The organism is Stenotrophomonas sp. HMWF003, from assembly GCF_003061285.1.
GTDB lineage: Bacteria > Pseudomonadota > Gammaproteobacteria > Xanthomonadales > Xanthomonadaceae > Stenotrophomonas > Stenotrophomonas maltophilia_AP.
The window spans coordinates 1473-22874 of record NZ_QAIW01000153.1 but is presented as its reverse complement, the minus strand read 5'-3'; the positions used below and the strand labels follow the sequence as shown (position 1 = coordinate 22874).

Genomic DNA, 21402 nt, shown 5'->3' with positions numbered 1-21402 from the left:
TGAGATGTCGATCACATTTATGTCTCAATTAACAACATGAAGAGCGTGTGACAGGAGGTGGAAACCGTATGGAAGTCCCCGCTGGACACGGCTTCTATTTGTAACTATGGTTGTTACATGAAGTCGAGCAACCAGTTCTCCGACGCCCTGCACGTGATGGCCCACCTGGTCGGACAGGACGGCCCGCGCACCTCCGAACAGCTGGCCACCTGCCTGCCCACCCATCCCGTGGTGATCCGCCGCCTGCTTGCGGCGCTGCAGAAGGGCGGGCTGGTGACCAGCGTGCGCGGCCATGGCGGCGGAAGCCAGCTGGCCCGCGCACCGGCGCAGATCACCCTGCATGACGTCTACGTAGCGATCGGCGCGCCGGCACTGCTGCATACCGGCGCCCGCGAAACCGGGCGCGGCTGCCCGGTGCAGCAGGTGGTCAACGACGCGCTGGATGACAGCTACCGCCAGGCCCAGGCCCTGCTTGAGCAGCGCCTGCGTGGCACCACCCTGGCCACCCTCGGCGAGGCCTTCGCCCGCCACCTGGCCCACCATGCGGCAGGAGTTCCCCATGACCTTTGATGCGATCGTGGTCGGCGGCAGTTTCGCCGGCCTGTCCGCCGCCCTGATCCTGGCGCGTGCGCGCCGCGACGTGCTGGTGATCGACAGTGGCCTGCCGCGCAACCGCTTTGCCGCGCATTCGCACGGCGTGCTTGGGCAGGACGGCATCGCCGGCGCCGAGCTGCTGCGCAACGCCAAGGTGCAGTTGCTGGACTACCCCACCGTGCGCTGGATCAGCGACACCGTCACCACGGCCCAGGCCACAGTCGATGGCTTCGTGGTGGCTACCGCGGGCAACGAGACCTGGGCCACGCGCAAACTGCTGCTGGCCACCGGCATCCGCGACGATCTGCCCGACCTGCCTGGCCTGGCCGAGCGCTGGGGCCACAGCGCGGTGCATTGCCCGTATTGCCATGGCTATGAGATCGGTGGGGGCGCGATCGGCCTGCTCGGCGGGCACGAGAAGTCCGTCACCATGGCCGCCCTGCTTGCCGACTGGGGCCAGATCACCCTGTTCGCGCATGGCATGGCGCTGACCGCGGAGGAACTGGCCACCCTGCAGCGTCGCGGCGTGAGCATCGAGCATGAGGCGGTGGTGGGCCTGGAGGGTGAGGCACCCGCGTTGAGCGCTGCGCTGCTTGCCGATGGCCGCCGGGTGGAACTGCGTGCGTTGTTTGTCACCGCGCGCCAGCAGATGGCGACGCCGCTGGTCCAACAGCTCGGCTGCGCGCTGGAGGACAGCCCGGTGGGCGTGCTTGTGCAGGTCGATGCGGGCAAGCAGACCAGCGTGCCCGGCATCTACGCGGCAGGTGACGCGACGCTGGTGGGCAACATCAGCCTGGCCAGCGCCGAAGGTGTGCGCGCGGGCGTGAGCCTGCACCACGCGCTGGTGGCCGAAGACAGCGCGGCCTGACAGACGCGCGGCGACCCGTCGATGGCCGCCGCGCTCTGCCTGCTCAACCCTTGATGCAGACCACCTGGCGCAGCGTGTGCACCACCTCCACCAGGTCGCGCTGCGCGGCCATGACCGCGTCGATCGACTTGTACGCCGCGGGTGATTCATCGATCACCGCCGCATCCTTGCGGCATTCCACGTGCGCGGTGGCCTCGCGGTGCTGGGCCAGGGTGATCTGCTGTCGCGCCGCGCTGCGGCTCATCACGCGTCCGGCTCCATGGCTGCAGCTGTGGAAGCTCTCGGCATTGCCCTTGCCACGCACGATATAGCTGCGCGTGCCCATGCTGCCCGGGATGATCCCCAGCTCGCCGGCGCGCGCGCTGACCGCACCCTTGCGGGTCACCAGCAGTTCCTCGCCCCCGTGGGTCTCGGTCTGCACATAGTTGTGGTGGCAGTTCACCGCCAGCTTCTCCAACTGGAACTTCGGCAGCCGCAGCCGCATCTCGGCCAGCACCCGCGCCATCATCGCCTCGCGGTTCTCGCGGGCGTAGTCCTGCGCCCACGACACGGCCTGCACATAGTCATCGAACAACGGCTCGCCCTGCATGAAGAAGGCCAGGTCCTTGTCCGGCAGGTGGAAGCCGAGCACGCGCCGGGCCAGCTGCTCGCGCGCCTGCTCGATGAAGTAGGTGCCGATCAGGTTGCCGGTACCGCGCGAGCCGCTGTGCAGCATCACCCACACCGCCCCGGTCTCATCCAGGCAAATCTCGATGAAGTGGTTGCCGCCGCCGAGCGTGCCGATCTGGCAGGCCAGCTTGTCGGTGCGCACGCGCCGGTGCCGCTGCTTGATGGCATCCAGCCGCTCGACCAGCCCGGAACGCACGATCCGGCTGTGGATGCTGTCCGGCAGCTGCCGGTGTTCGCCGCCGCGGCCATTGCCGACCGGCACACTGCGCTCGATGTCGCTGCGCAGCCGGGCCAGGTTGTCGGGCAGGTCCTCGGCGCGCAGCGTGGTGCGTACCGCCGCCATGCCGCAGCCGATGTCCACACCGACCGCAGCCGGAATGATCGCGCCGCGGGTGGGGATCACCGAGCCCACGGTGGCCCCTTTGCCTACGTGCACGTCCGGCATCACCGCCACCCAGGGGCCGACGAACGGCACCGCGGCGATGTTGCGCAGCTGCGCCTGGGCCAGTTCGTCCACGGGCACGCCGCGTACCCACCCCTTGATGGGGGTGGTGCCTTCGGCGTGCAGAAATTCGAACGTGGATTCTATGTTCATGGTCATTCATTCCATTGAGTGGCGGCGCCAGATAATCGCTGGACACCGCCAGGCAGTACCGGGTAAACCGGCACGGATAATAAAAAAGACATCATCTCCCGCTGCCCGTGCCCCACACCTGGGCACAGCGCTTTCGCGCCTCTTGGCAACACGTCCGTGTGGTCAGGCACTCCTTGCCCGGGTGTGGACGATGGAAGATCACGTCATGTGATCGAAAGGTGGGCGACGCCAACGCAAACGAAAACGCCCCCGGATGCAGCATCCGAGGGCGTTGGCGTGCCTCGGAGATCGGTGACCGATCTCCGTGCGGGAAGATCAGTCGATGGTCAGCGCGTCGGCCTTGCCCGCAACGTCGCACGGACGCAGCGCGGTGGTCGCGCGGTGCAGCCGGTTGGCGATGGCGGAGAAACGAAGGGGCATGACGGGCTCGGTTGGGTGGAAAGGGCGCCGCAGGCTGCGGCGATGGGCGCGAACATTACCCGGGTTTGTTTCCCGCTGCAAGCGGAATATGGAATCCGGACATTATGTCGGCCGAGTGCGACGTCGGGTGTTGCATCCCACCCATGCATGCGGGAATGACGGAAATAACGCAGCCGCCTCGCGGCGGCTGCGTGTTCGACACGTGGGCCAGTGGGCTCAGCCCTGCTCGGCGCTGGCCGCATCCAGCTGCGCCACATCCTCGGCCGACAGTGCCACCTGCGCGGCCGCCAGCACATCCTTCAACTGCGCAACGCTGGTGGCGCTGACGATCGGCGCGGTAATACCCGGCCGCGCGATCAGCCAGGCCAGAGCGACCTGCGACGCACTGGCACCGTGCGCGCTGGCGATGTCGTCCAGCGCGGTCAGGATGCGCAGGCCGCGCGGGTTGAGGTACTTGTCCACCACGCTCTTGCCGCGCGCGCTGCTCTTGTCCGCATCGGCGGCGCTGCGGTACTTGCCGCTCAGGAAGCCGCTGGCCAGCGAGTAGTAGCTGATCACGCCGATGCCCTGGTCGCGTACCAGCGGTTCCAGTTCCGCCTCGTAACCGGCACGGTCGTACAGGTTGTACTCCGGCTGCAGCGTTTCATACCGCGGCAGCGCGTAGTCCGCCGACACCGCAAGGGCATCGCGCAGGCGGCTGGCGCTGTAGTTGGACGCACCGATGGCGCGCACCTTGCCCTGTTCGATCAGGCGGCCGAACGCGGCCAGGGTGGTTTCCAGCGGCGTGGATTCGTCGTCTTCGTGGGCCTGGTACAGATCGATCACGTCGGTCTGCAGGCGGCGCAGTGAATCTTCCACCGCTGCCGCGATGTTGTCGGCCGACAGGCCCGGGCGCTCGGCCCACTTGGCCACCTTGGTGGCCAGCACCACCTTGTCGCGCTTGCCGCTGTGCTTGAACCAGCGGCCCAGGATGGTTTCCGATTCGCCGCCGCTGTTGCCCGGCACCCAGGCCGAATACGCATCGGCGGTGTCCACCAGGTTGAAGCCGGCGTCGACGAAGGCATCCAGCAGCGCGAACGAGGTTTTCTCGTCGGCGCTCCAGCCGAAGACGTTGCCACCGAAGGCAATGGGTTGCACAGTCAGGCCGGAGCGGCCGAGTTCGCGCGATGCAGTCATGGGAGAGGTGCTCCTGTGGAAATCCAATGCATCAGCATAGTTCCGCGGCCATGACAGCGCTGCGGCGGCTGCCACAAAACAGTGTTCCGCCGTGCTGCATCGCACTAACGTTTTGTGAACACCTCGCGCATCGCGGCTGTTAGTCTCGCCGCATCCCGCCACCGGAAGACGCCGATGAAAACCCGTTCGCTGACCACTGCCTGCCTGTTCACCTTGTCCACGCTGCTGCTGTCCGCCCCGGCCCTGGCGACCAAGCCGGCCGGCCCCAATGCACAGATCGCGATCACCCCGGCGGTGCAGACGGCGGTGCAGGGCGACTGGCGCGACCCGGCCAACGTCAAGCGCGATGCGTGGCGGCATCCGGCGCAGACGCTGTCGTTCTTCGGCGTGGCACCGGGCAAGACCGTCATCGAGATCACCCCGGGCGGCGGCTGGTACTCGGAAATCCTGGGCCCGCTGCTGCGCGACAAGGGCACCTATGTCGCCGCGGTGGTCGATCCGATGGCGGTGCCCGAAGGCCGCGGCCGCGACTACCAGCAGCGCAGCCGCGACAGCCTGCAGAAGAAGTTCGCCGACAACGCCGCGCTGTACGGCAAGACCCAGGTGGTGGCCTACAACCCGACCGCGCCGCAGTTCGGTGCGGACAACTCGGCCGACGTGGTGCTGACCTTCCGCAACGTGCACAACTGGCGCAGCGCCAACCAGGCCGAGGGCATGTTCCAGGGCTTCTACAAGGTGCTCAAGCCCGGTGGCGTGCTGGGCGTGGTCGAACACCGCGCCAAGGCCGATGTGCCGGCCGACGACAAGAGCGGGTACGTGGGCCAGAAGCAGGTGATCGCGATGGCTGAAGCCGCCGGCTTCAGGCTGGCCGACAGCAGCGAGATCAACGCCAACCCGCGCGACACCAAGGACCACCCGAACGGGGTGTGGACCCTGCCGCCGACCAACCAGCACGACAAGGCCGACGATGCGAAGTACCAGGCCATCGGCGAAAGCGACCGCATGACCCTGCGCTTCGTGAAGCCCTGACCCACAGCGCCCGCTGCGGCGCCATGCATCACAGACCCGCGGGGGATGGGACAATGGCCCGTCCCCCGCTGTTGTTTCCGCCATGCTGATCGCCTTCAACAAACCCTTCAACGTGCTGTGCCAGTTCACCGACCGCAGCCAGCCGCCGCGCGCGACGCTGGCCGGCTTCGGGCTGCCGCCAGCGGTGTATGCGGCCGGGCGGCTGGACTACGACAGCGAAGGCCTGCTGCTGCTCACCGATGACGGTGGCCTGGCGCACACCCTCACCGACCCGCGCCACAAGGCCGACAAGACCTACTGGGTGCAGGTGGAAGGCACCGCCAGCGAGGCGCAGCTGCAGGCCCTGCGTGATGGCGTGCAGCTCAACGACGGCCCGACCCTGCCTGCCAAGATCGAACGCCTCGACCCCGCACCCGCGCTATGGGCGCGTGACCCACCGGTGCGCTTCCGCAAGACCGTGCCCGACAGCTGGCTGGCTGTCACCCTGCGCGAAGGCCGCAACCGCCAGGTACGACGGATGACCGCAGCCGTGGGACTGCCCACGCTGCGCCTGGTGCGCGCCTCCATGGGCCCGCACGCGCTGGGCGACCTGCAACCGGGCCAGTGGCGCCAGATCGGATAACACCGCGCAAGACTGGCTGCCCGAGATACCGACCCCGATAGGATGCTCGTCATCCCACCCCGGGTAGAGCCACCCCATGGGTGGCTGCGCGATGTCGGATGGCAGGAAACAGCCACGCATGGCGTGGCTCTACCCCCGTTTGGACGCGCGGTAGAGCCACCCCACGGGTGGCTGCACGCCATGTCGGACGATACGTATCGCGGTAGACACCCACCGTTGCGTGGTACGCATGCTGCGCCACGCAGGCGGCAGAACCACCAAAAAAAAGCCGCCGGACAAGGCCGGCGGCTTTCGATACACCTGCGGTGACGCCTCAGCAGATCAGGCGTCGCTGCCGATATCGCTGTGCTCATCGACCACGGTGCTGGTGCGGCGATTGCGGGCGCTGATGCGCTGCGCCTGGCCGTCCACCACGCCGCCGTTGGCGAGCTTCTTCTTCTGCTGCTTGCGGTACAGCGCGTAGCCCAGCAGGCCCACGCCCACCGCGGCGGCGGCAATGGTCACGGCCGGATTGCGGCGGACCACCTTCGCGGCCACCTTGCTGCCGGTCTTCACCGCGCCCAGCGCCGCACCGGTCTTGATCCAGTCCGTGGCCTGCGGGCCAAGGTGACGCAGGCTGCCACCGGCATGCTTCAGGCCGTCACCCGCGCTGCTTGCCAGGTCCAGGGCGCGCTCAAGGGCGCGGTCGGTAATCACAGTCAGTCTGCTCATGGGGGTTCCTTTGCCTCGGTTCTGATCCAGTGTGGCGCGCGGGCCGTGTAGGGCGTGTTAGCCACCTGCCACGGCCGGATCACGACTGTAGCGGCTTGCCCGCGCCGTTGCAGTGCGGCGCGATGACGCGGTCAGCCGGCAGCCATGAATGCGACAGCCGCGTTACGTCCCGCGCGGCTTGGCCCGGTGCGTGGCGGTCGCCGTCCACGGATCGTCCGGCCACGGGTGCCTGGGATAGCGGCCCTTCATCTCCTTTTTGACCTCGGCGTAGGTGTTGGCCCAGAAGTTGCGCAGGTCCTGGGTGACCTGCAGGGGGCGGCCGCCGGGCGAGAGCAGGTGCAGGGTGAGCGGCACGCGGCCATCGGCGATGCGCGGGGTGTCGGCCAGCCCGAACAGCTCCTGCAGCTTCACCGCCAGCACCGGTCCCTGCGGGGTCACGCCATCGGCGTCCACCGCGTAGTGGATCGGCCGCTCCATGCCCGACGGCACCGCCATGCGCACCGGCGCGTGCCGATCGATCAGCTGCCGCTGCGCCCACGGCAGCGGCGACTTCAGCGCCTCGCCCAGGCTGGCCTCGTCCAGCGCGTCCAGCCGCGTCTTGCCGGCGAAGGCAGGCGTCAGCCACTGCGGCAGCGTCGCCATCAGGGCCGCATCGGACACGTCCGGCAGGTCCAGCTCGGGCATCCATGCACGCAGTGCCAGCGCCCGTGCCTGCCACTGGCGCAGGCCGTCGGTCCACGGCAGCGCGTCGATGCCGAGTTCGGCCACGGCCTCGGTCAGCGCCTGCGCGGCATGCGCCGGATCCACGCGCCCGGCCGAACGGCTGTCCAGCACGATGCGGTCGAAACGGGTTTCGCGGCGCGCCACCAAGGCACGCTTGTCGCCGTCCCAGCGCACCACGTCCTGCTGGGTGAAGCGGGTGGGGAAATCGCGGCGCAGCCGGTTTTCATCGACCGGCGCGGCGCGCAGCAGCAACGCATCACGCGCCTCATAGCGCAGTTCCACCGCCACCAGCCACGGTTCCCCACGCAGATCACTGGGGTCGAACAGGCGCGCACTGCGCCCGTTGGCCAGCAGGTAGCGCAGCGGATCGGTGGGGTGGCGCGCGGCGATGCGGTCAGGGAAGGCGTGGGCCAGCAGGTCGCCAAGCTGGTGTGCCTCCACCGACGTGGGCGGCGCGGCGTCACAGCGCAGGCGTCGCCGCCACTGCGTGCTGGCGGCATCGATGGTGGCCAGCCCACCGCGGTTGGCATCGTGCGGCGCGCGCCCCTGGCGGAACGCGGCCAAGGCGCGCCACCGCGCGGCCAGCGCGTCACCGCCGTGGCGCAGCGGGTCGCGTGCTTCCACCAGCGCGGCCAGGTCGCACGCCAGCGCCTGCTCGCTGCCGCCGTGGGCGGCCAGCAGCATTGCCGCCAGCCGTGGGTGGGTGCCCAGGGTGAGCATGCGCCGGCCCAGCGCGGTCAGCCCGCCGCTGTCGCTCATCGCACCCAGCCGCTGCAGCAGCTCGCGCGCGGCGGCCAGTGCGCCCACCGGTGGCGGGTCGACGAAGCGCAGGTCATCGCTGCCCCACGCGGCCAGCTCCAATGCCAGCGACGTCAACTCCACCTGCGCCATCTCCGGCCGGCGCTGCGCCTCCAGCCGCTGCGACTGCGGCCACAGCCGCCACGCCCAGCCATCGGCCACACGTCCGGCACGCCCGGCGCGCTGGTCGGCCGACGCCTGCGCGATGCTCACCACGTCCAGCCGTGCGAAGCCGCTGTTGGGGTCGTAGCGCGGCTCGCGCGCCAACCCGGCATCGATCACCACGCGCACCCCCGGCAACGTGACCGAGGATTCGGCCACGTTGGTGGCCAGCACCACGCGGCGCTGGCCCTGCGGGTCGGGTTGCAGCACGCGCGACTGCTGCTCCACCGGCAGCTCGCCGTGCAGCGGCAGCACCTGCACCGTGGTTGGCAGGGCCTGCTCCAGCGCGGCCTGGGTGCGCGCAATCTCGCGCTGGCCCGGCAGGAACACCAGTACATCGCCGGGATGCTCGGCCAGCGCCTGTTCCACCGCGCGCCGCGCCTGGGCTTCCAGCGATTCTTCGCGACGGGCGGGGAAATGGCTGATCGCCACCGGAAAGCTGCGGCCTTCGCTGCTGAGCCTGGGCGCGTCGAGAAACTGCGCCAGCCGCTCGCCATCCAGCGTGGCCGACATCACCACGATGCGCAGGTCCTCGCGCAGCTGCGCCTGCACATCCAGCGCCAGTGCAAGGCCGAGATCGGCGGCCAGATGACGCTCGTGGAATTCATCGAACAGCAGCGCGCCCACGCCGTCGAGCATCGGGTCGTCCTGCAGCATCCGGGTCAGGATGCCTTCGGTGACCACTTCGACGCGGGTGCGGGCCGACACCTTGTTCTCGAAACGGATGCGGTAGCCGACGGTGTCGCCCACCGCTTCTCCCAACTGCCGCGCCATGAACTGCGCGGCGCTGCGCGCAGCCACCCGGCGCGGTTCCAGCATGATGATCCTGCGGCCTTGCAGCCACGGCGCGTCGAGCAGGGCCAATGGCACCTGGGTGGTCTTGCCGGCGCCCGGCGGCGCTTCCAGCACCAGGCGCGCGTGGTCGGCCAGGTGGTCGAGAATCTGCGGCAGCAGCGGGGAGATGGGAAAAATCGGGGCAGTCATGGCGCAAGGATACGGTGTCTGCCGGGCGCACCGATTGCCAGCCGCCGGCAGGCATGCTTCCCTGTGCCGCCCCGCCGTACCCGGACGTGTAGATGTTGCGCTTGGCTCGCCTGTTGTTGTCGCTCCTTCTGCTCTGTCCGTTGGCCTCGGTCAGCGCCGCCAGCCCCACTGCGGCACCTGCGGACGACCTGGGCGAGGGATTGCACATGCCCTACGACGGTCACCCGCTGGCGATGCTGCTGCAGCCCACGCTGGAGGCCCGCTACCTGCCTGCCGGGTTGGACAACGAGGCCGCGATCCGGCGCGCGGTGGCCGACGGCACGTTGCGCGAGCCGCTCTACCCCAGCCTGCAGCTGGCCGAGGACCGCGCTTTCGTCTGGCTCTCGCAGTTCGGCCGCAGCACATTGGGCATGCACAGCAACACGCTGGTGCGCTGCGCCGGCACCACGGGCTTTCGCCTGCTGCTCGACAGTGACGACTGCGCCGACACGCAGGCGCCGAGCCTGCACTTCGAGGGCCCGACCGACACCGCGCTGGTGTGCCGCGAATGCGCGGGCGTGGGGATTCCCGAACGTTGGCAGCGCCAGGCACCGGGCGCGCAATGCACGCTGCCGCTCTGGAACCTGGACGCGGCGCGCCTGCAGTACGACGCGTGGCTGACGCGCTTCGACCACGATCTCCAGCCGTTCCTGCACGGTGCCAGCGAGGCGCTCTGGAAGGGGCAGGGCCTGTCGCTTCGCACCAGCCTGGTGCCGCGCTCGCGTGCCACCGCGACCTTGTTCAGCATGAGCACCGCCCCCGAGGCCCTCGGCGCATCGATCGGCCTGGAGGACGCCGCATCCCACGGTGACCTGCTGCCGCGTCTGCTGGCCTTGTTGAAGACCGCCGAGGTGGCGGGCCGGGGCGGCACCTACCCGGAACCGCTGCCGGCGTTTTGTGCGTTGTGCGCGGAAGTCTGGTATCTGCGCATTCCCGAGAATGGCAGGGTCGACGCCAGCCCCGTACCGGCCGACACCCTCGAACGCGATGGGCACCCGTTCATCACCGTGATGCGCGACGGCGACCGGATCGTGCTGACGGGTTTGTCGCGTGAACTGGTGCAGAGGCTGCTCACCGGGCCGGATCCGGAGTGAGCCTCGGCGGGGGCGGCTACAATGCGCGGGTTACCTGCCTTGTAGCTCCCCATGCAACTGATCGATATCGGCGCCAACCTCACCCACGACTCCTTCGACCGCGACCGTGACGCCGTGCTGGCGCGTGCCCGCGAGGCGGGGGTGGCACAGATGATCATCACCGGCGCCAGCCGCGAGCATTCGCCGATGGCGCTCGAGCTGGCACGCCAGCATCCGGGCGTCCTGTATGCCACCGCCGGGGTGCACCCGCACCACGCGGTGGAGTACACCGACGAATGCGATGCCGAGATGCGCGCGCTGCATGCGCACGCCGAGGTGGTGGCGGTGGGTGAGTGCGGGTTGGATTACTTCCGTGACTTCGCCCCGCGCCCGGCCCAGCACCGCGCCTTCGAGCGCCAGCTGCAGCTGGCCGCCGACGTGGTGGCTGCCGATGGGGCGCGCAAGCCGCTGTTCCTGCACCAGCGCGATGCGCACGCCGATTTCATGGCGCAGATGAAGAACTTCGACGGCCGTCTGGGCGCGGCGGTGGTGCACTGCTTCACCGGCGAACGCCAGGAACTGTTCGATTACCTGGACCAGGACTGGTACATCGGCATCACCGGCTGGTTGTGCGACGAACGCCGCGGCGGGCACCTGCGCGAGCTGGTGAAACACATCCCGGCCAACCGCCTGATGATCGAAACCGACGCGCCGTACCTGCTGCCGCGCTCGCTCAAGCCGATGCCCAAGGACCGCCGCAACGAGCCGATGTTCCTGTCGCATATCGTCGAGGAGCTGGCGCGCGATCGGGGCGAAGACGTGGACACCACGGCCGCCAATGCGACGGCGGCCACGCGCGCGTTCTTCCGGTTGCCTGAGGTGGCCTGATACCTCCCCACGACCACCGGTCGTGGGCTACCGGCCGTCGCCGTTCGCCCAGGCGTCGGCCAGGCCGTCGCGATAGGTCGCGAAGCGGGGCTGCCACTGCAGGGCCGCGCGCGTGCCGCGGCTGTCGATGCGTTTGTTGCTGGCGTAGAAGCGGCGCAGCGAGGCGGGGACGGCCGGATCATCCCAGGCCTGTGCCACCGGCAACGGCAGGCCACTCAGCAGCGCGGCATGCGCCAGTACGTCCTGCGGCGGGGCCGGCGCATCGTCGGCCGGCAGATACAGCGCGTGGCCCTGCGGACGCCGCATCGCCGCCAGCACCGCAGCGGCCAGGTCCTCCACATGCAGTCGATTGAAGACCAGCCCGGGCCGGATCACGTGCCGGGCCTTGCCCTGCGCCAGCTGCACCAGCGCGTTGCGCCCGCGACCGTACAGGGCGGGCAGGCGGAACACCGCCGAGGCGAGACCGCGTACCTGCGCGAACGCGCGCCACTGCTGCTCGGCGCGTAGCCGCCGCAGCGCGGTGTCGTTGTCCGCATCGGCACTGGACTGTTCGTCGACCCAGCCCCCGTCGCGGTCGGCATAGACCGCCGTCGAGGACAGGTAGCCCACCCAGCGCAGCGCCGGGCTGTCGTGCAGCGCATCGGAGAGCAGGCGCAGCGCCGGGTCGCCCGCCTCCTCCGGCGGCACGCTGCACACAATCGCGTCCGCGCGCCGGATCGCCGCACGCAGTCCGTCATCGACCGGCACGCCCTCGGCCAGCCGATGCCGCGTCAGCCCGTCATCGGGAGCCGCGCCGGGGTCGCGCACGGTGCCACTGCACGCAACGCCCTGGGACTGCAGCAGGGCGGCCAGGTGCCGCCCGCTGTAGCCCATGCCCAGCACCAGCACCTGCGCCGGCGCAGCGATGTCCATGCTCAGGCGCCGCGCTGGCGCTGGTAGGCCTGCAGGTGGCTGTAGGCCACCGCCAGCAGCGGTGCCGTCTGCCCGGCGGCGCGTGCGCGCGCCAGCATGTCGCCCACGATCTGCTCGGCCTCCACCTGCTGGCCCGCTTCCAGGTCGCGCAGCATGGAGGCCTTCAAGCCCGAGCCGGCCTGGGTGGTAGCCGTCAGCGCGACCTCGCGCGCCTTGGCCGGAATCGGCTCGCCCGCCGCATCGGCCACCGCCAGGCATTCGTCATACAGCCCACGCACGATCGCCGCCCCGTCGTCGGTGGCCACGATCGTGCCCACATCGGCGCGCATCAGGCAGGTGGATGCCGCCAGCGTGGTCAGGAACGTGTACTTGATCCACTGCTCCTGCCCGATCGCATCGCTGGCCACATGGTCCACGTTCGCCTGCACGCACGCGGCCGCCAGCGCCAACACCCGCGCGCTGCTGCCGGTGCCATCGCGCTCGCCGAAGGTCAGCTTGGCCGCTGGTGCCAGGTGCAGCACCGCGCCATCGGCGGCCTTGGTCGCACTGATGAAACACAGCCCACCCAGCACCGCATCGCGCCCGAAACGCGCATCCAGTGCCGCGTAGTGGTGCAGCCCATTGAGGATCGGCAGCAGCGTCGTACGCGGTCCCATCGCCGGGGCAATCGCCTCGATCGAACTGTCCAGGTCGTACGCCTTGCAGCTCAGCATCACCAGATCGAACGGCTGCGCCGCGGCCAACGCAGGCAGCGCGTCGGCGATGACGTGCTTTACCGGGAACGTCGCGTCGCCAACCGGACTCCGGATCACCAGCCCCTCGGCCGCCAGCTGCGCCGCGCGCGCCGGGCGCACCAGGAAGGTCACATCCACACCGGCCTGGGCCAGCCGACCACCAAAATAACCACCGGTACCACCGGCGCCGAGGATCAGGATACGCATCGCACGCTCACTGCAGTTGGGGGATTCACCCCACGATTGTGCCGGAGTTTTTCACCACCCGCAGGGCGCTATGTGGCGGGTGGTGGAGGGGGAGCGTGAGCAGGACCGATGGATTCCGAGCACGGCGACAAACACGCAGTACAACCCTATCCATTTTTTTCAAAAGACGGAGAGTCTCGCGCGCAGCAAAGAGGACCACCCGTCACCCCCCCGGATTTCTCTCCCACAATTTCAAAGTCCATCCAACCGCAAACGAAAAGAGCCGGGCAAATGCCCGGCTCCACAGTAATCGTTGCCGCGCGGTTGCCGGCCAGCGGCCGGCACTACCGTGACCCTACAGCCGTCACCGGGAAACTATCGAAGGCGGAGTGTGTGAGTTTGCGGGGGCGTGAGCGCCATGGATGGCGCGACCGAGCCTACAGGGACGTACTCGCAGCGTCCCCCGCGGACTCACACACCCCGCCTGCCCCCATTTCAACCCAGAGCCGCAGTTGCTGTTGCAGTTGCTCCAGCTCCAGCTCTGGCAGTGGCAGTGGCAGTGGCAGTGGCAGTAAAGCGGGCCGCCGGGCCGCAGGCCCGGCAAAACACCCCTCAGCTCCGCATGCCCACGCCGCGCTTGAGCAGCCACAACGCCAGCGCCGTCAGCGCCACCACGAAGCCGATCATCAGCGCATACGCCACCCACAGCGGCACATCACTGGTGCCCAGCAGCCCGTAGCGGAACGCATTGACCATGTAGAAAATCGGATTCGCGTGCGTCGCCGCCTCCGCCCACGTCGGCAGCAGCTGCACCGAATAGAACACACCGCCCAGGTAGGTCAGCGGGGTCAGGATGAAGGTCGGCACGATCGCCACGTCGTCGAACTTCTTCGCATACACCGCGTTGATGAAGCCGGCCAGCGAGAAGATCGTCGCGCCCAGGATCACCGTGGTCAGCGTCACCAGCGGATGCGGAATGCGCACCGGGGTGAAGAACATCGCGATGATCAGCACGATCACGCCGACCATCAGCCCGCGCAGCACCGCACCGGACACATAGCCCCACAGGATCACCCAGTTCGGCATCGGGCTCACCAGCAGCTCTTCCACGTGGCGGCCGAACTTGGCCCCGAAGAACGACGAACTGATGTTGCCGTAACTGTTCTGGATCACGCTCATCATCACCAGGCCCGGCACGATGAACTGCATGTAGGTGTAGCCGCCCATGTCGCCCACGCGCGAACCGATCAGCCCGCCGAAGATCAGGAAGTACAGCGTCATGGTGATCGCCGGCGGCACCAGGGTCTGGCCCCAGATGCGCAGGATGCGCGCCACTTCGCGGCGCACGATCGTCATCAACGCGATCCGGTTGCGCTGGCCGTCGGTCAGGACCGGGGTAGGGGTGGTGCTCATGCCGCATTCTCCTGGTTGCCGGTGAGGCGCACGAACAGCTCCTCCAGGCGGTTGCTCTTGGTCCGCATCGAACGCACCCGGATACCGGCCGCGTTCAGTGCTTCAAACACCCGGTTGAGGTCCATCGCACGCGGCATGTCCACGTCCAGCGTGTGCCCGTCGGTGGCGATCAGCGTGGCGCCTTCGATCACCGGCAGCTCGGCCGGCAGGCTGCCGTCGATGTCGAACAGGAAGCCCTCCACGTCCAGCTTGGCCAGCAGCTCGCGCATCGGACCCTGGGTGACGATCTGGCCGTGGTTGATGATGGCCAGGTTGCGGCACAGGTGCTCGGCCTCTTCCAGGTAATGGGTGGTCAGGATGATCGTGGTGCCGGCGGCATTGATCTCCTTGAGCACCCGCCACATGTCGCGGCGGATCTCGATGTCCACCCCGGCCGTCGGCTCATCCAGGATCAGCAGGCGCGGTCGGGTCATCATCGCGCGGGCGATCATCAGCCGGCGCTTCATGCCGCCGGACAGGGTGCGGCTCATCACCTGGGCCTTGTCCCACAGGTGGGCACGCTTGAGCTCCTCTTCGGCCATCTTCTCGGCCTCGGCACGGGCCACGCCATAGAAACCGGCGTAGTTGACCAGGATGTCGAAGGGCTTTTCGAACAGGTTGAAGTTGATTTCCTGCGGTACCAGGCCGATCAGGCGCATCGTGGCGCTGCGGTTGCGGACCAGGTCGCTGCCGAAGACCTCGACCTGGCCCTCGCTGAGGTTCACCAGCGAGCTGATGATGCCGATCAGGGTCGACTTGCCGGCGCCGTTGGGGCCCAGCAGGGCGAAGAAGTCGCCCGGGGCCACGTCCAGCGAGACGCCCTTCAGGGCCTGGGTGCCGTTGTCATAGGTTTTACGGAGGTCACGGACCCGCAGGGCGGGGGCCGTACCGGTCGCGGAAGTGTTCTGGGAAGCCAAGCTCTTGCCTTCGCGCCCATGGGCTGGCGCTGGATAGGGGCGGGGAGCGGCTATTATAGAAGACCCCGAGGGCTTGCCCCGGCTACACACTGTCCCGAAAAGCCGTGCCTGTTCAATTCCCCCTCAAACTGGTCGACCGGCGCATGCTGGCCCCGACCGTCGGCCACTACCAGTTCCTGCGAGATGACGGCCAGCCGCTGGATTTCCAGCCCGGCCAGTTCATCCAGGTCCATTTCGAGTACGCCGACGGCACCGCCACCAAGCGCAGTTACTCGCTGGCTACCATTCATGATCACGCCCTGGCCCCGGGCGAGGCGGTCGATATCGCGGTCAGCTTCGTCCCCGGTGGCGCCGCCACGGCCCTGTTCGAGGGCCTGGACATCGGCGGCCACGTCACCGCCAGCGGCCCGTTCGGCCGGTTCTGCCTGCAGCCGGGCGACCACAACGCCCGCTACCTGCTGATCGCCACCGGCACCGGGGTCACCCCGTACCGCTCGATGCTGCCGCTGCTGGCCACCGCCATGGCCGAGCGCGGGGTGGAGGTGGTGCTGCTGCAGGGCGCCCGCACCCCCGCCGAGCTGCTCTACAGCGACGACTTCTATGCCTTCGCGGCCGCGCACCCGGGCTTCCGCTACGTACCGTGCCTGTCCCGCGAGCTGCCCGACAACCCGCACCCGGACGTGCGCCACGGCTACGTGCAGCAGCACCTGGCCGCGTTCGCGCCGAACCCGGCCACCGACATCGCCTACCTGTGCGGCAACCCGGACATGGTCGACGCCACCTTCGAGGCGTTGAAGGAGGCTGGCCTGCCCACCCCGCAGGTGCGGCGCGAGAAGTACGTCAGCAGCAAGTAACCTGCACGGCGCGCGCTAAGATGCGCGCGCCGCCCTCATGCGCGAGGCCGCATGTCCCTGGATTTCCCCACCGTTGCCGTGCTCGGCTACCTGCTGTGCCTGGGCATCGCAGTGGGCTTCTCATTGCTGTTGCTGGTCCTGCGCGGGCAACCGGCGCTGCGCCTGTGGACGGCCAGCCTGTGGCTGCTGGCGCTCAGCCTGACCTCGGTGGCGCTGCGCGCGCAGCTGCCGGTCGTTCCCCTGGTGATCTTCGGCAATGCGGTGCTGGCGCTCTCGGCGGTGCTGATGCTGTACGGCGTGGCGCGCCACTTGCAGCGCCCGCTGCCGGCCTGGCAGCCGGCCGTGCTGGCCGGTGCGTACGTGGCCGGCATCGTGGTGTTCGTGGTGCCGTTCCCGAACCTGGCCGTCCGGCTCAACGTGGCCAGCCTGTTCTCGGTGCTGGTCAACAGCTGGATGGCCTGGATGCTGGTACGCCATGCGCCGCCCCAGCAGCGCACCAGCTGCTGGCTGGCTGCGGCCATCTTCGCGGCCGAAGCGGTGGTGTACCTGGTGCGGCTGTGGCTGCCGGTGGCCCCCGATGCCGGGCAGGACATCTTCCGGGCCGGCGCGCCGATGTTCGCCACCTACCTCGCGGGCATCTTCCTGGAGCTGGCCCGTTGCTTCGCACTGGTCCTGCTGCTGGTGGAGCGGATGCTGGTCGACCTTCGCCGCGCGGCACGCACCGACGGCCTGACCGGCCTGCTCAACCGCGGGGCGGTGTTGGCCGATGGCCAGGCATGCCTGCTGCAGTGCCAACGGCAGCAACAACCGTTGGCCCTGCTGCTGCTGGACGTGGACCACTTCAAGCAGATCAACGACCGCTGGGGGCATCTCACCGGCGACCAGGTGCTGCACCACTTTGCTGCGGTCCTGGCCGGCAGCCTGGCCAGCCAGCAGCATCTGCTGGGCCGCTACGGCGGGGAGGAGTTCGTGGTGCTGTTGCCGGGGGCCGATCACGCCCGGGCCCGGCAACAGGCGGCCAGCATTCGTGCGCAGCTGCAGGCCCATCCCGCACACGTGGGCGACACGCCGGTGGTGGTCACCACCAGCATCGGGCTGGTGGTCGGCACGGGCGCGCACGACCTGGCAGCCTTGCTGGCCGCCGCCGACCGGGCGCTTTACCAGGCCAAGGCCGACGGCCGCGATCGCACTGTCAGTGCGGTGCCACTGCCTGCCTGAGCCCGGCCGGCGCGAGGCGTCCGCCGAGCGGGCAGGGCGCTGGTCACATCCAGCGCGCCCCTTCGTCATGGCATGCTGAGACCCTTCAATCCAGGATGCGATCGAACATGCGAGTTTCCTGCCGTCCCTTGGCGACCGGCGCAGCCTTGCTGCTGCTGGCCGCCTGCCAGGCCACACCGGAGGCCACCCCGGAAGCTGCGCAACGCCAGTACGGACACCTGACGTTCAAGCCGTGCACGCTGACCAGCACCCAGGCCAGCGACAACGTGGAAGCGCAGTGCGCCACCCTGCAGGTGGCCGAGAACCCGGCCGCGCCGGACGGGCGCAAGATCGGGTTGAACATCGCCTGGCTGGATACCAGCAACGAAGGCGAGGGCAAGGGCGACCCGGTGTTCTTCCTGGCCGGTGGGCCGGGCCAGGCGGCGACCGAAGTGGCGGCGGTGATCAACGTGGCGTTGCGCGAAGTGCGCAAACAACGCGACATCATCCTGGTTGACCAGCGCGGCACCGGCAAATCCAACCCGCTCACCTGCCTGGGGGCGGATGGCAAGGAAATGGCGCTGGACGACAGCATCGCCCCGACCACCCAGGCCATTGCCGACTTCGCCGCGCAGTGCGCCGCGTCGTTGGCCAGCCGCGCCGATACCCGCTTCTACACCACTACCCAGGCCATCGCCGACATCGACACCGTGCGCGCGGCGCTCGGCGTGGACAAGATCAACCTGATCGGCGGCTCCTACGGCACCCGCGTGGCCCAGCAGTACGCCGCGCACTACCCGCAGCACACGCGTGCGGTGGTGATCGACGGGGTGGCCCCGAACGACGTGGTGGTGGGCGGTGATTTCGCCAACACGTTTGAAGCCGCCATCGACCTGCAGGCGGCGCAGTGCAGCAAGGACGCCGCCTGCGCCAAGCGCTTCCCGGTCGATACGCGCACCCAGCTCAAGAACGTGATGGACGCGCTGGCCAAGGCCCCGGTCGAGGTCGAGTACCGCGACCCGGGCACCGCCGAAACCAAGCGCGATGTGCTGATGTCCGATTCGGTCACCGGCCTGGCCTTCATGTTCTCCTACATGCCCGAACTGTCCTCGCTGCTGCCGGTGGTGCTGGATGAAGCCGCGCATGGCCGCTACGCCCCGCTGATGTCGCTGAGCAGCATGGCCAGCCGCTCGCTGGGCGTGCAGATGAACCGCGGCATGCAGTGGTCGGTGATCTGCGCCGAGGATGCCGACCGCTACCAGGAGCCGGCCGCCAGCGATCGCCTGCTCGGTCCGGAAGTGGCGCGCATGTTCTTCGCCGCCTGCCCGGGCTGGAAGGTCGGCACGCGTCCGAAGGAGTTCACCGCGCCGCTGAAGAGCGACCTGCCGGTACTGCTGCTGTCGGGCCAGTTCGATCCGGTCACCCCGCCGCGCTACGCCGAGCAGGTGCTCAAGACCCTGCCCAATGGCCGTCACCTGATCGCCAAGGGCCAGGGCCACGGCACCCTCAACGCCGGCTGCATGCCGCGCCTGCTGGGCCAGTTCATGGACAAGGCAGACGCCACATCGCTCGACGCCACCTGCCTGGACTCGCTGAGCCCGGTGCCGGCCTTCACCTCGTTCAACGGATGGGAACCATGATCGTCGCCGAGAACCTGCACAAAGCCTTCAAGACCAAGACCGGCCTGATCAACGCGGTGGAGAACGTCGGCTTCCAGGCCGAGGACGGCCAGATCACCGGCCTGCTCGGCCCCAACGGCGCCGGCAAGACCACCACCATGCGCATGCTGTACACGCTGATGACGCCCGACCAGGGCCGCGTGCTGGTGGACGGCATCGACGCGGCCAGCGATGCGGTCGCGGTACGCCGCCGGCTGGGCGTGCTGCCCGACGCGCGTGGCGTGTACAAGCGCCTGACCGCCCGCGAGAACATCGCCTACTTCGGCCAACTGCACGGCATGAGCGCCGCGCAGATCCGCGAACGTACCCAGGTGCTGTCGCAGGCGCTGGACATGGAGGACATCCTGGACCGCCAGACCGACGGCTTCTCGCAGGGCCAGCGGACCAAGACCGCCATCGCCCGCGCGCTGGTGCACGACCCGCGCAACGTGATCCTGGATGAACCCACCAACGGCCTGGACGTGATGACCACGCGCGCGCTGCGTGGCTTCCTGCGTGGCCTGCGCGACGAAGGCCGCTGCGTGATCTTCTCCAGCCACATCATGCAGGAGGTGGCCGCGCTGTGCGATCGCATCGTGATCATCGCCCATGGCACGGTCATGGCGGCCGGCAGCGCCGATGAGCTGCGTGCACAGACCGGGGAAGACAACCTGGAAGATGCCTTCGTCAAGGTGATCGGTTCGGAAGAAGGATTGCACGCATGAGTTCGTTGAGCACGTTGTTGACCGTGATGCGCAAGGAACTGCGCGATCTTTCCCGCGACCGTCGCACCCTCGCGCTGACCCTGCTGCTGGGCCCGCTGCTGTACCCCATCCTGATCCTGGGCATGGGCAAGCTGGCCGAAAGCCGGGTCAAGACCCAGATCGACAAACCGCTGGAGATCGCCACCATCGGCCGCGAGAACGCCCCCAACCTGGTGCGTTTCCTGGCCGCGCAGGGGCTCAACGCAGTGGATGCGCCCAAGGACCTGACCGCCGCCATCCGCGACCAGCAGATCGACGTCGCGCTGCGGATCAGCCCGGACTTCGGCAAGGACTGGGCCGAAGGGCGCCCGGCGCTGGTGGAGATCGTCAAGGACAGCACCCGCCGCGCCGCCGACATCCCGAGCATGCGCCTGCAGACCGCGCTGGCCGGCTACAACCAGCAGGTGGGCGCGCTGCGCCTGCTTGCCCGTGGCGTGGATGCGCAGGTCGCGCGGCCGCTGGACCTGGCCACCCAGGACCTGGCCACCGCCGAGGCCAAGCGCGGGCAGGTGCTGTCGTTCCTGCTGCCGGTGCTGCTGACCATCACCTCGTTCCTGGGCGGTGCCTACCTGGTGATGGACACCACCGCCGGTGAGCGCGAGCGCCAATCGCTGGAGCCGCTGCTGGCCACCCCGGCATCGCGGAGTGCAATCGTCAGCGGCAAGATCGCCGCCGCCTGCGTGGTCGGCATGGCGTCGCTGCTGCTCACCCTGCTCGCGTTCAAGCTGAGTGCGCAGCTGTCCAGCAGCGGTGCAGGGCGGCAACTGAACATGGGCTTCCTGCCGATGGCGCAGATGCTGCTGATCATGCTGCCGATGCTGTTCATCGGCACCTCGCTGCTGACCTTCCTGTCGGCGGCGGCCAAGAGCATGAAAGAAGCCCAGAGCCACATGACCTGGCTGATGCTGCTGCCGATGCTGCCCGGCTACGCGCTGATGGTGTATCCGCTGAAGAGCGAGCTGTGGCAGTTCGCGGTGCCGTTCCTGGCGCAGAACCAGATGTTGCTGAAGATCATCCGCCACGAGGCGATCAGCATGCAGATGTGGGCCGTCTATCTGGCCGCCGGCTTCGGCCTTGCCGCGGTGCTGTGGTATGCGGCGGTGCGCCGTTACCACCAGGAGCGGTTGGCGATTTCGGGTTGAGCACACCGGGGCGATGGCGAGTGCGCCATCGCCCCCTTTCTGCTTCGCTCCCCACAAGGTAGAGCCACGCCACGCGTGGCTGTCCCCTCGGCGGCCGCTCTCATCCGCGTGCATCCCGCGCGTACCGCGCCGGTGTATCGCCCAGTTCGCGTTTGAATACCGCGATGAACGCGCTGGTGGTCTCATATCCCAACGCCAGCGCGGTCGCCGTGACCGTGTCACCTGCCGCCAGCCG

At 68.7% G+C, this 21402-nt stretch carries 20 protein-coding genes; 11 read left to right on the top strand and 9 right to left on the bottom strand.

Annotation, left to right across the window (positions count from 1 at the left end):
- Nucleotides 1–117: 117 nt before the first annotated feature.
- Together DBR34_RS05975 and DBR34_RS05970 are read left to right on the top strand one after the other, a co-directional pair.
- The gene (locus DBR34_RS05975) at nucleotides 118–570 is read left to right on the top strand and encodes an Rrf2 family transcriptional regulator (RefSeq protein ID WP_128096092.1); all 453 of its coding nucleotides are present in this window, start codon (nucleotides 118–120) and stop codon (nucleotides 568–570) included.
- Nucleotides 560–1462 carry an NAD(P)/FAD-dependent oxidoreductase gene (locus DBR34_RS05970; protein ID WP_128096091.1) on the top strand — a complete coding sequence of 301 codons (903 nt, stop codon included), beginning with the start codon at nucleotides 560–562 and terminating at the stop codon, nucleotides 1460–1462. Before DBR34_RS05975 ends, DBR34_RS05970 begins: the two co-directional genes overlap by 11 nt.
- Before the next feature lie 43 nt (nucleotides 1463–1505).
- Here DBR34_RS05970 and DBR34_RS05965 read toward each other — a convergent pair whose 3' ends face one another.
- Together DBR34_RS05965 and DBR34_RS05960 are read right to left on the bottom strand one after the other, a co-directional pair.
- Complete coding sequence (locus tag DBR34_RS05965; protein WP_128096090.1) at nucleotides 1506–2726, bottom strand: RtcB family protein; 1221 nt, start codon at nucleotides 2724–2726, stop codon at nucleotides 1506–1508.
- Between the two features lie 636 nt (nucleotides 2727–3362).
- Nucleotides 3363–4322, bottom strand: coding sequence for an aldo/keto reductase (locus tag DBR34_RS05960; protein WP_128096089.1), 960 nt, complete (start codon nucleotides 4320–4322; stop codon nucleotides 3363–3365).
- A gap of 174 nt (nucleotides 4323–4496) precedes the next feature.
- Between DBR34_RS05960 and DBR34_RS05955 the strand changes: the two genes are divergently transcribed.
- Together DBR34_RS05955 and DBR34_RS05950 are read left to right on the top strand one after the other, a co-directional pair.
- Nucleotides 4497–5351: a class I SAM-dependent methyltransferase gene (locus DBR34_RS05955; RefSeq protein ID WP_128096088.1), complete on the top strand. Its 855-nt coding sequence runs from the start codon at nucleotides 4497–4499 to the stop codon at nucleotides 5349–5351.
- A gap of 82 nt (nucleotides 5352–5433) precedes the next feature.
- Nucleotides 5434–5973, top strand: coding sequence for a pseudouridine synthase (locus tag DBR34_RS05950; RefSeq protein ID WP_128096087.1), 540 nt, complete (start codon nucleotides 5434–5436; stop codon nucleotides 5971–5973).
- Nucleotides 5974–6294: 321 nt separating this feature from the next.
- On the opposite strand, the gene DBR34_RS05945 is transcribed toward DBR34_RS05950, so the two are convergent.
- Both DBR34_RS05945 and hrpB read right to left on the bottom strand, forming a co-directional pair.
- A complete protein-coding gene (locus DBR34_RS05945; RefSeq protein ID WP_038685585.1) occupies nucleotides 6295–6684 on the bottom strand; it encodes a hypothetical protein in 390 nt (129 codons plus the stop codon).
- 162 nt (nucleotides 6685–6846) lie between these two features.
- Nucleotides 6847–9351 carry an ATP-dependent helicase HrpB gene (hrpB, locus tag DBR34_RS05940; protein ID WP_128096086.1) on the bottom strand — a complete coding sequence of 835 codons (2505 nt, stop codon included), beginning with the start codon at nucleotides 9349–9351 and terminating at the stop codon, nucleotides 6847–6849.
- Between the two features lie 233 nt (nucleotides 9352–9584).
- On the opposite strand from hrpB, the gene DBR34_RS05935 reads away from it, so the two are divergent.
- Both DBR34_RS05935 and DBR34_RS05930 read left to right on the top strand, forming a co-directional pair.
- The gene (locus DBR34_RS05935) at nucleotides 9585–10484 is read left to right on the top strand and encodes a hypothetical protein (RefSeq protein WP_128096085.1); all 900 of its coding nucleotides are present in this window, start codon (nucleotides 9585–9587) and stop codon (nucleotides 10482–10484) included.
- 51 nt (nucleotides 10485–10535) lie between these two features.
- Entirely contained in the window at nucleotides 10536–11351 is an 816-nt protein-coding gene (locus DBR34_RS05930; RefSeq protein ID WP_128096084.1) for a TatD family hydrolase, read from the top strand.
- Nucleotides 11352–11378: 27 nt separating this feature from the next.
- On the opposite strand, the gene DBR34_RS05925 is transcribed toward DBR34_RS05930, so the two are convergent.
- From DBR34_RS05925 to DBR34_RS05910, 4 genes are all read right to left on the bottom strand, one after another.
- The gene (locus DBR34_RS05925; protein ID WP_181393910.1) at nucleotides 11379–12263 is read right to left on the bottom strand and encodes an NAD-dependent epimerase/dehydratase family protein; all 885 of its coding nucleotides are present in this window, start codon (nucleotides 12261–12263) and stop codon (nucleotides 11379–11381) included.
- 2 nt (nucleotides 12264–12265) lie between these two features.
- Nucleotides 12266–13204 (bottom strand): 2-dehydropantoate 2-reductase, encoded by a 939-nt coding sequence (gene panE / locus DBR34_RS05920; RefSeq protein ID WP_128096083.1) that lies wholly within the window; start codon nucleotides 13202–13204, stop codon nucleotides 12266–12268.
- 591 nt (nucleotides 13205–13795) lie between these two features.
- On the bottom strand, nucleotides 13796–14596 hold the full coding sequence (locus tag DBR34_RS05915) for an ABC transporter permease (RefSeq protein ID WP_128096082.1): 801 nt from the start codon (nucleotides 14594–14596) through the stop codon (nucleotides 13796–13798).
- On the bottom strand, nucleotides 14593–15552 hold the full coding sequence (locus tag DBR34_RS05910; RefSeq protein ID WP_128096081.1) for an ABC transporter ATP-binding protein: 960 nt from the start codon (nucleotides 15550–15552) through the stop codon (nucleotides 14593–14595). Before DBR34_RS05910 ends, DBR34_RS05915 begins: the two co-directional genes overlap by 4 nt.
- Before the next feature lie 104 nt (nucleotides 15553–15656).
- On the opposite strand from DBR34_RS05910, the gene DBR34_RS05905 reads away from it, so the two are divergent.
- The 5 genes from DBR34_RS05905 (at nucleotide 15657) to DBR34_RS05885 (ending at nucleotide 21167) form a co-directional block, all read left to right on the top strand.
- Nucleotides 15657–16406: a ferredoxin--NADP reductase gene (locus DBR34_RS05905; protein WP_128096080.1), complete on the top strand. Its 750-nt coding sequence runs from the start codon at nucleotides 15657–15659 to the stop codon at nucleotides 16404–16406.
- Between the two features lie 51 nt (nucleotides 16407–16457).
- Nucleotides 16458–17624, top strand: coding sequence for a GGDEF domain-containing protein (locus DBR34_RS05900; RefSeq protein WP_128096079.1), 1167 nt, complete (start codon nucleotides 16458–16460; stop codon nucleotides 17622–17624).
- Between the two features lie 107 nt (nucleotides 17625–17731).
- The gene (locus DBR34_RS05895; protein ID WP_128096078.1) at nucleotides 17732–19243 is read left to right on the top strand and encodes an alpha/beta hydrolase; all 1512 of its coding nucleotides are present in this window, start codon (nucleotides 17732–17734) and stop codon (nucleotides 19241–19243) included.
- The gene (locus DBR34_RS05890; RefSeq protein ID WP_128096077.1) at nucleotides 19240–19986 is read left to right on the top strand and encodes an ATP-binding cassette domain-containing protein; all 747 of its coding nucleotides are present in this window, start codon (nucleotides 19240–19242) and stop codon (nucleotides 19984–19986) included. Before DBR34_RS05895 ends, DBR34_RS05890 begins: the two co-directional genes overlap by 4 nt.
- The gene (locus DBR34_RS05885; RefSeq protein ID WP_128096076.1) at nucleotides 19974–21167 is read left to right on the top strand and encodes an ABC transporter permease; all 1194 of its coding nucleotides are present in this window, start codon (nucleotides 19974–19976) and stop codon (nucleotides 21165–21167) included. Before DBR34_RS05890 ends, DBR34_RS05885 begins: the two co-directional genes overlap by 13 nt.
- Nucleotides 21168–21267: 100 nt before the next feature.
- On the opposite strand, the gene DBR34_RS22220 is transcribed toward DBR34_RS05885, so the two are convergent.
- The coding region (locus DBR34_RS22220; protein WP_258223703.1) for a helix-turn-helix domain-containing protein at nucleotides 21268–21402 on the bottom strand (135 nt) is incomplete at its 5' end.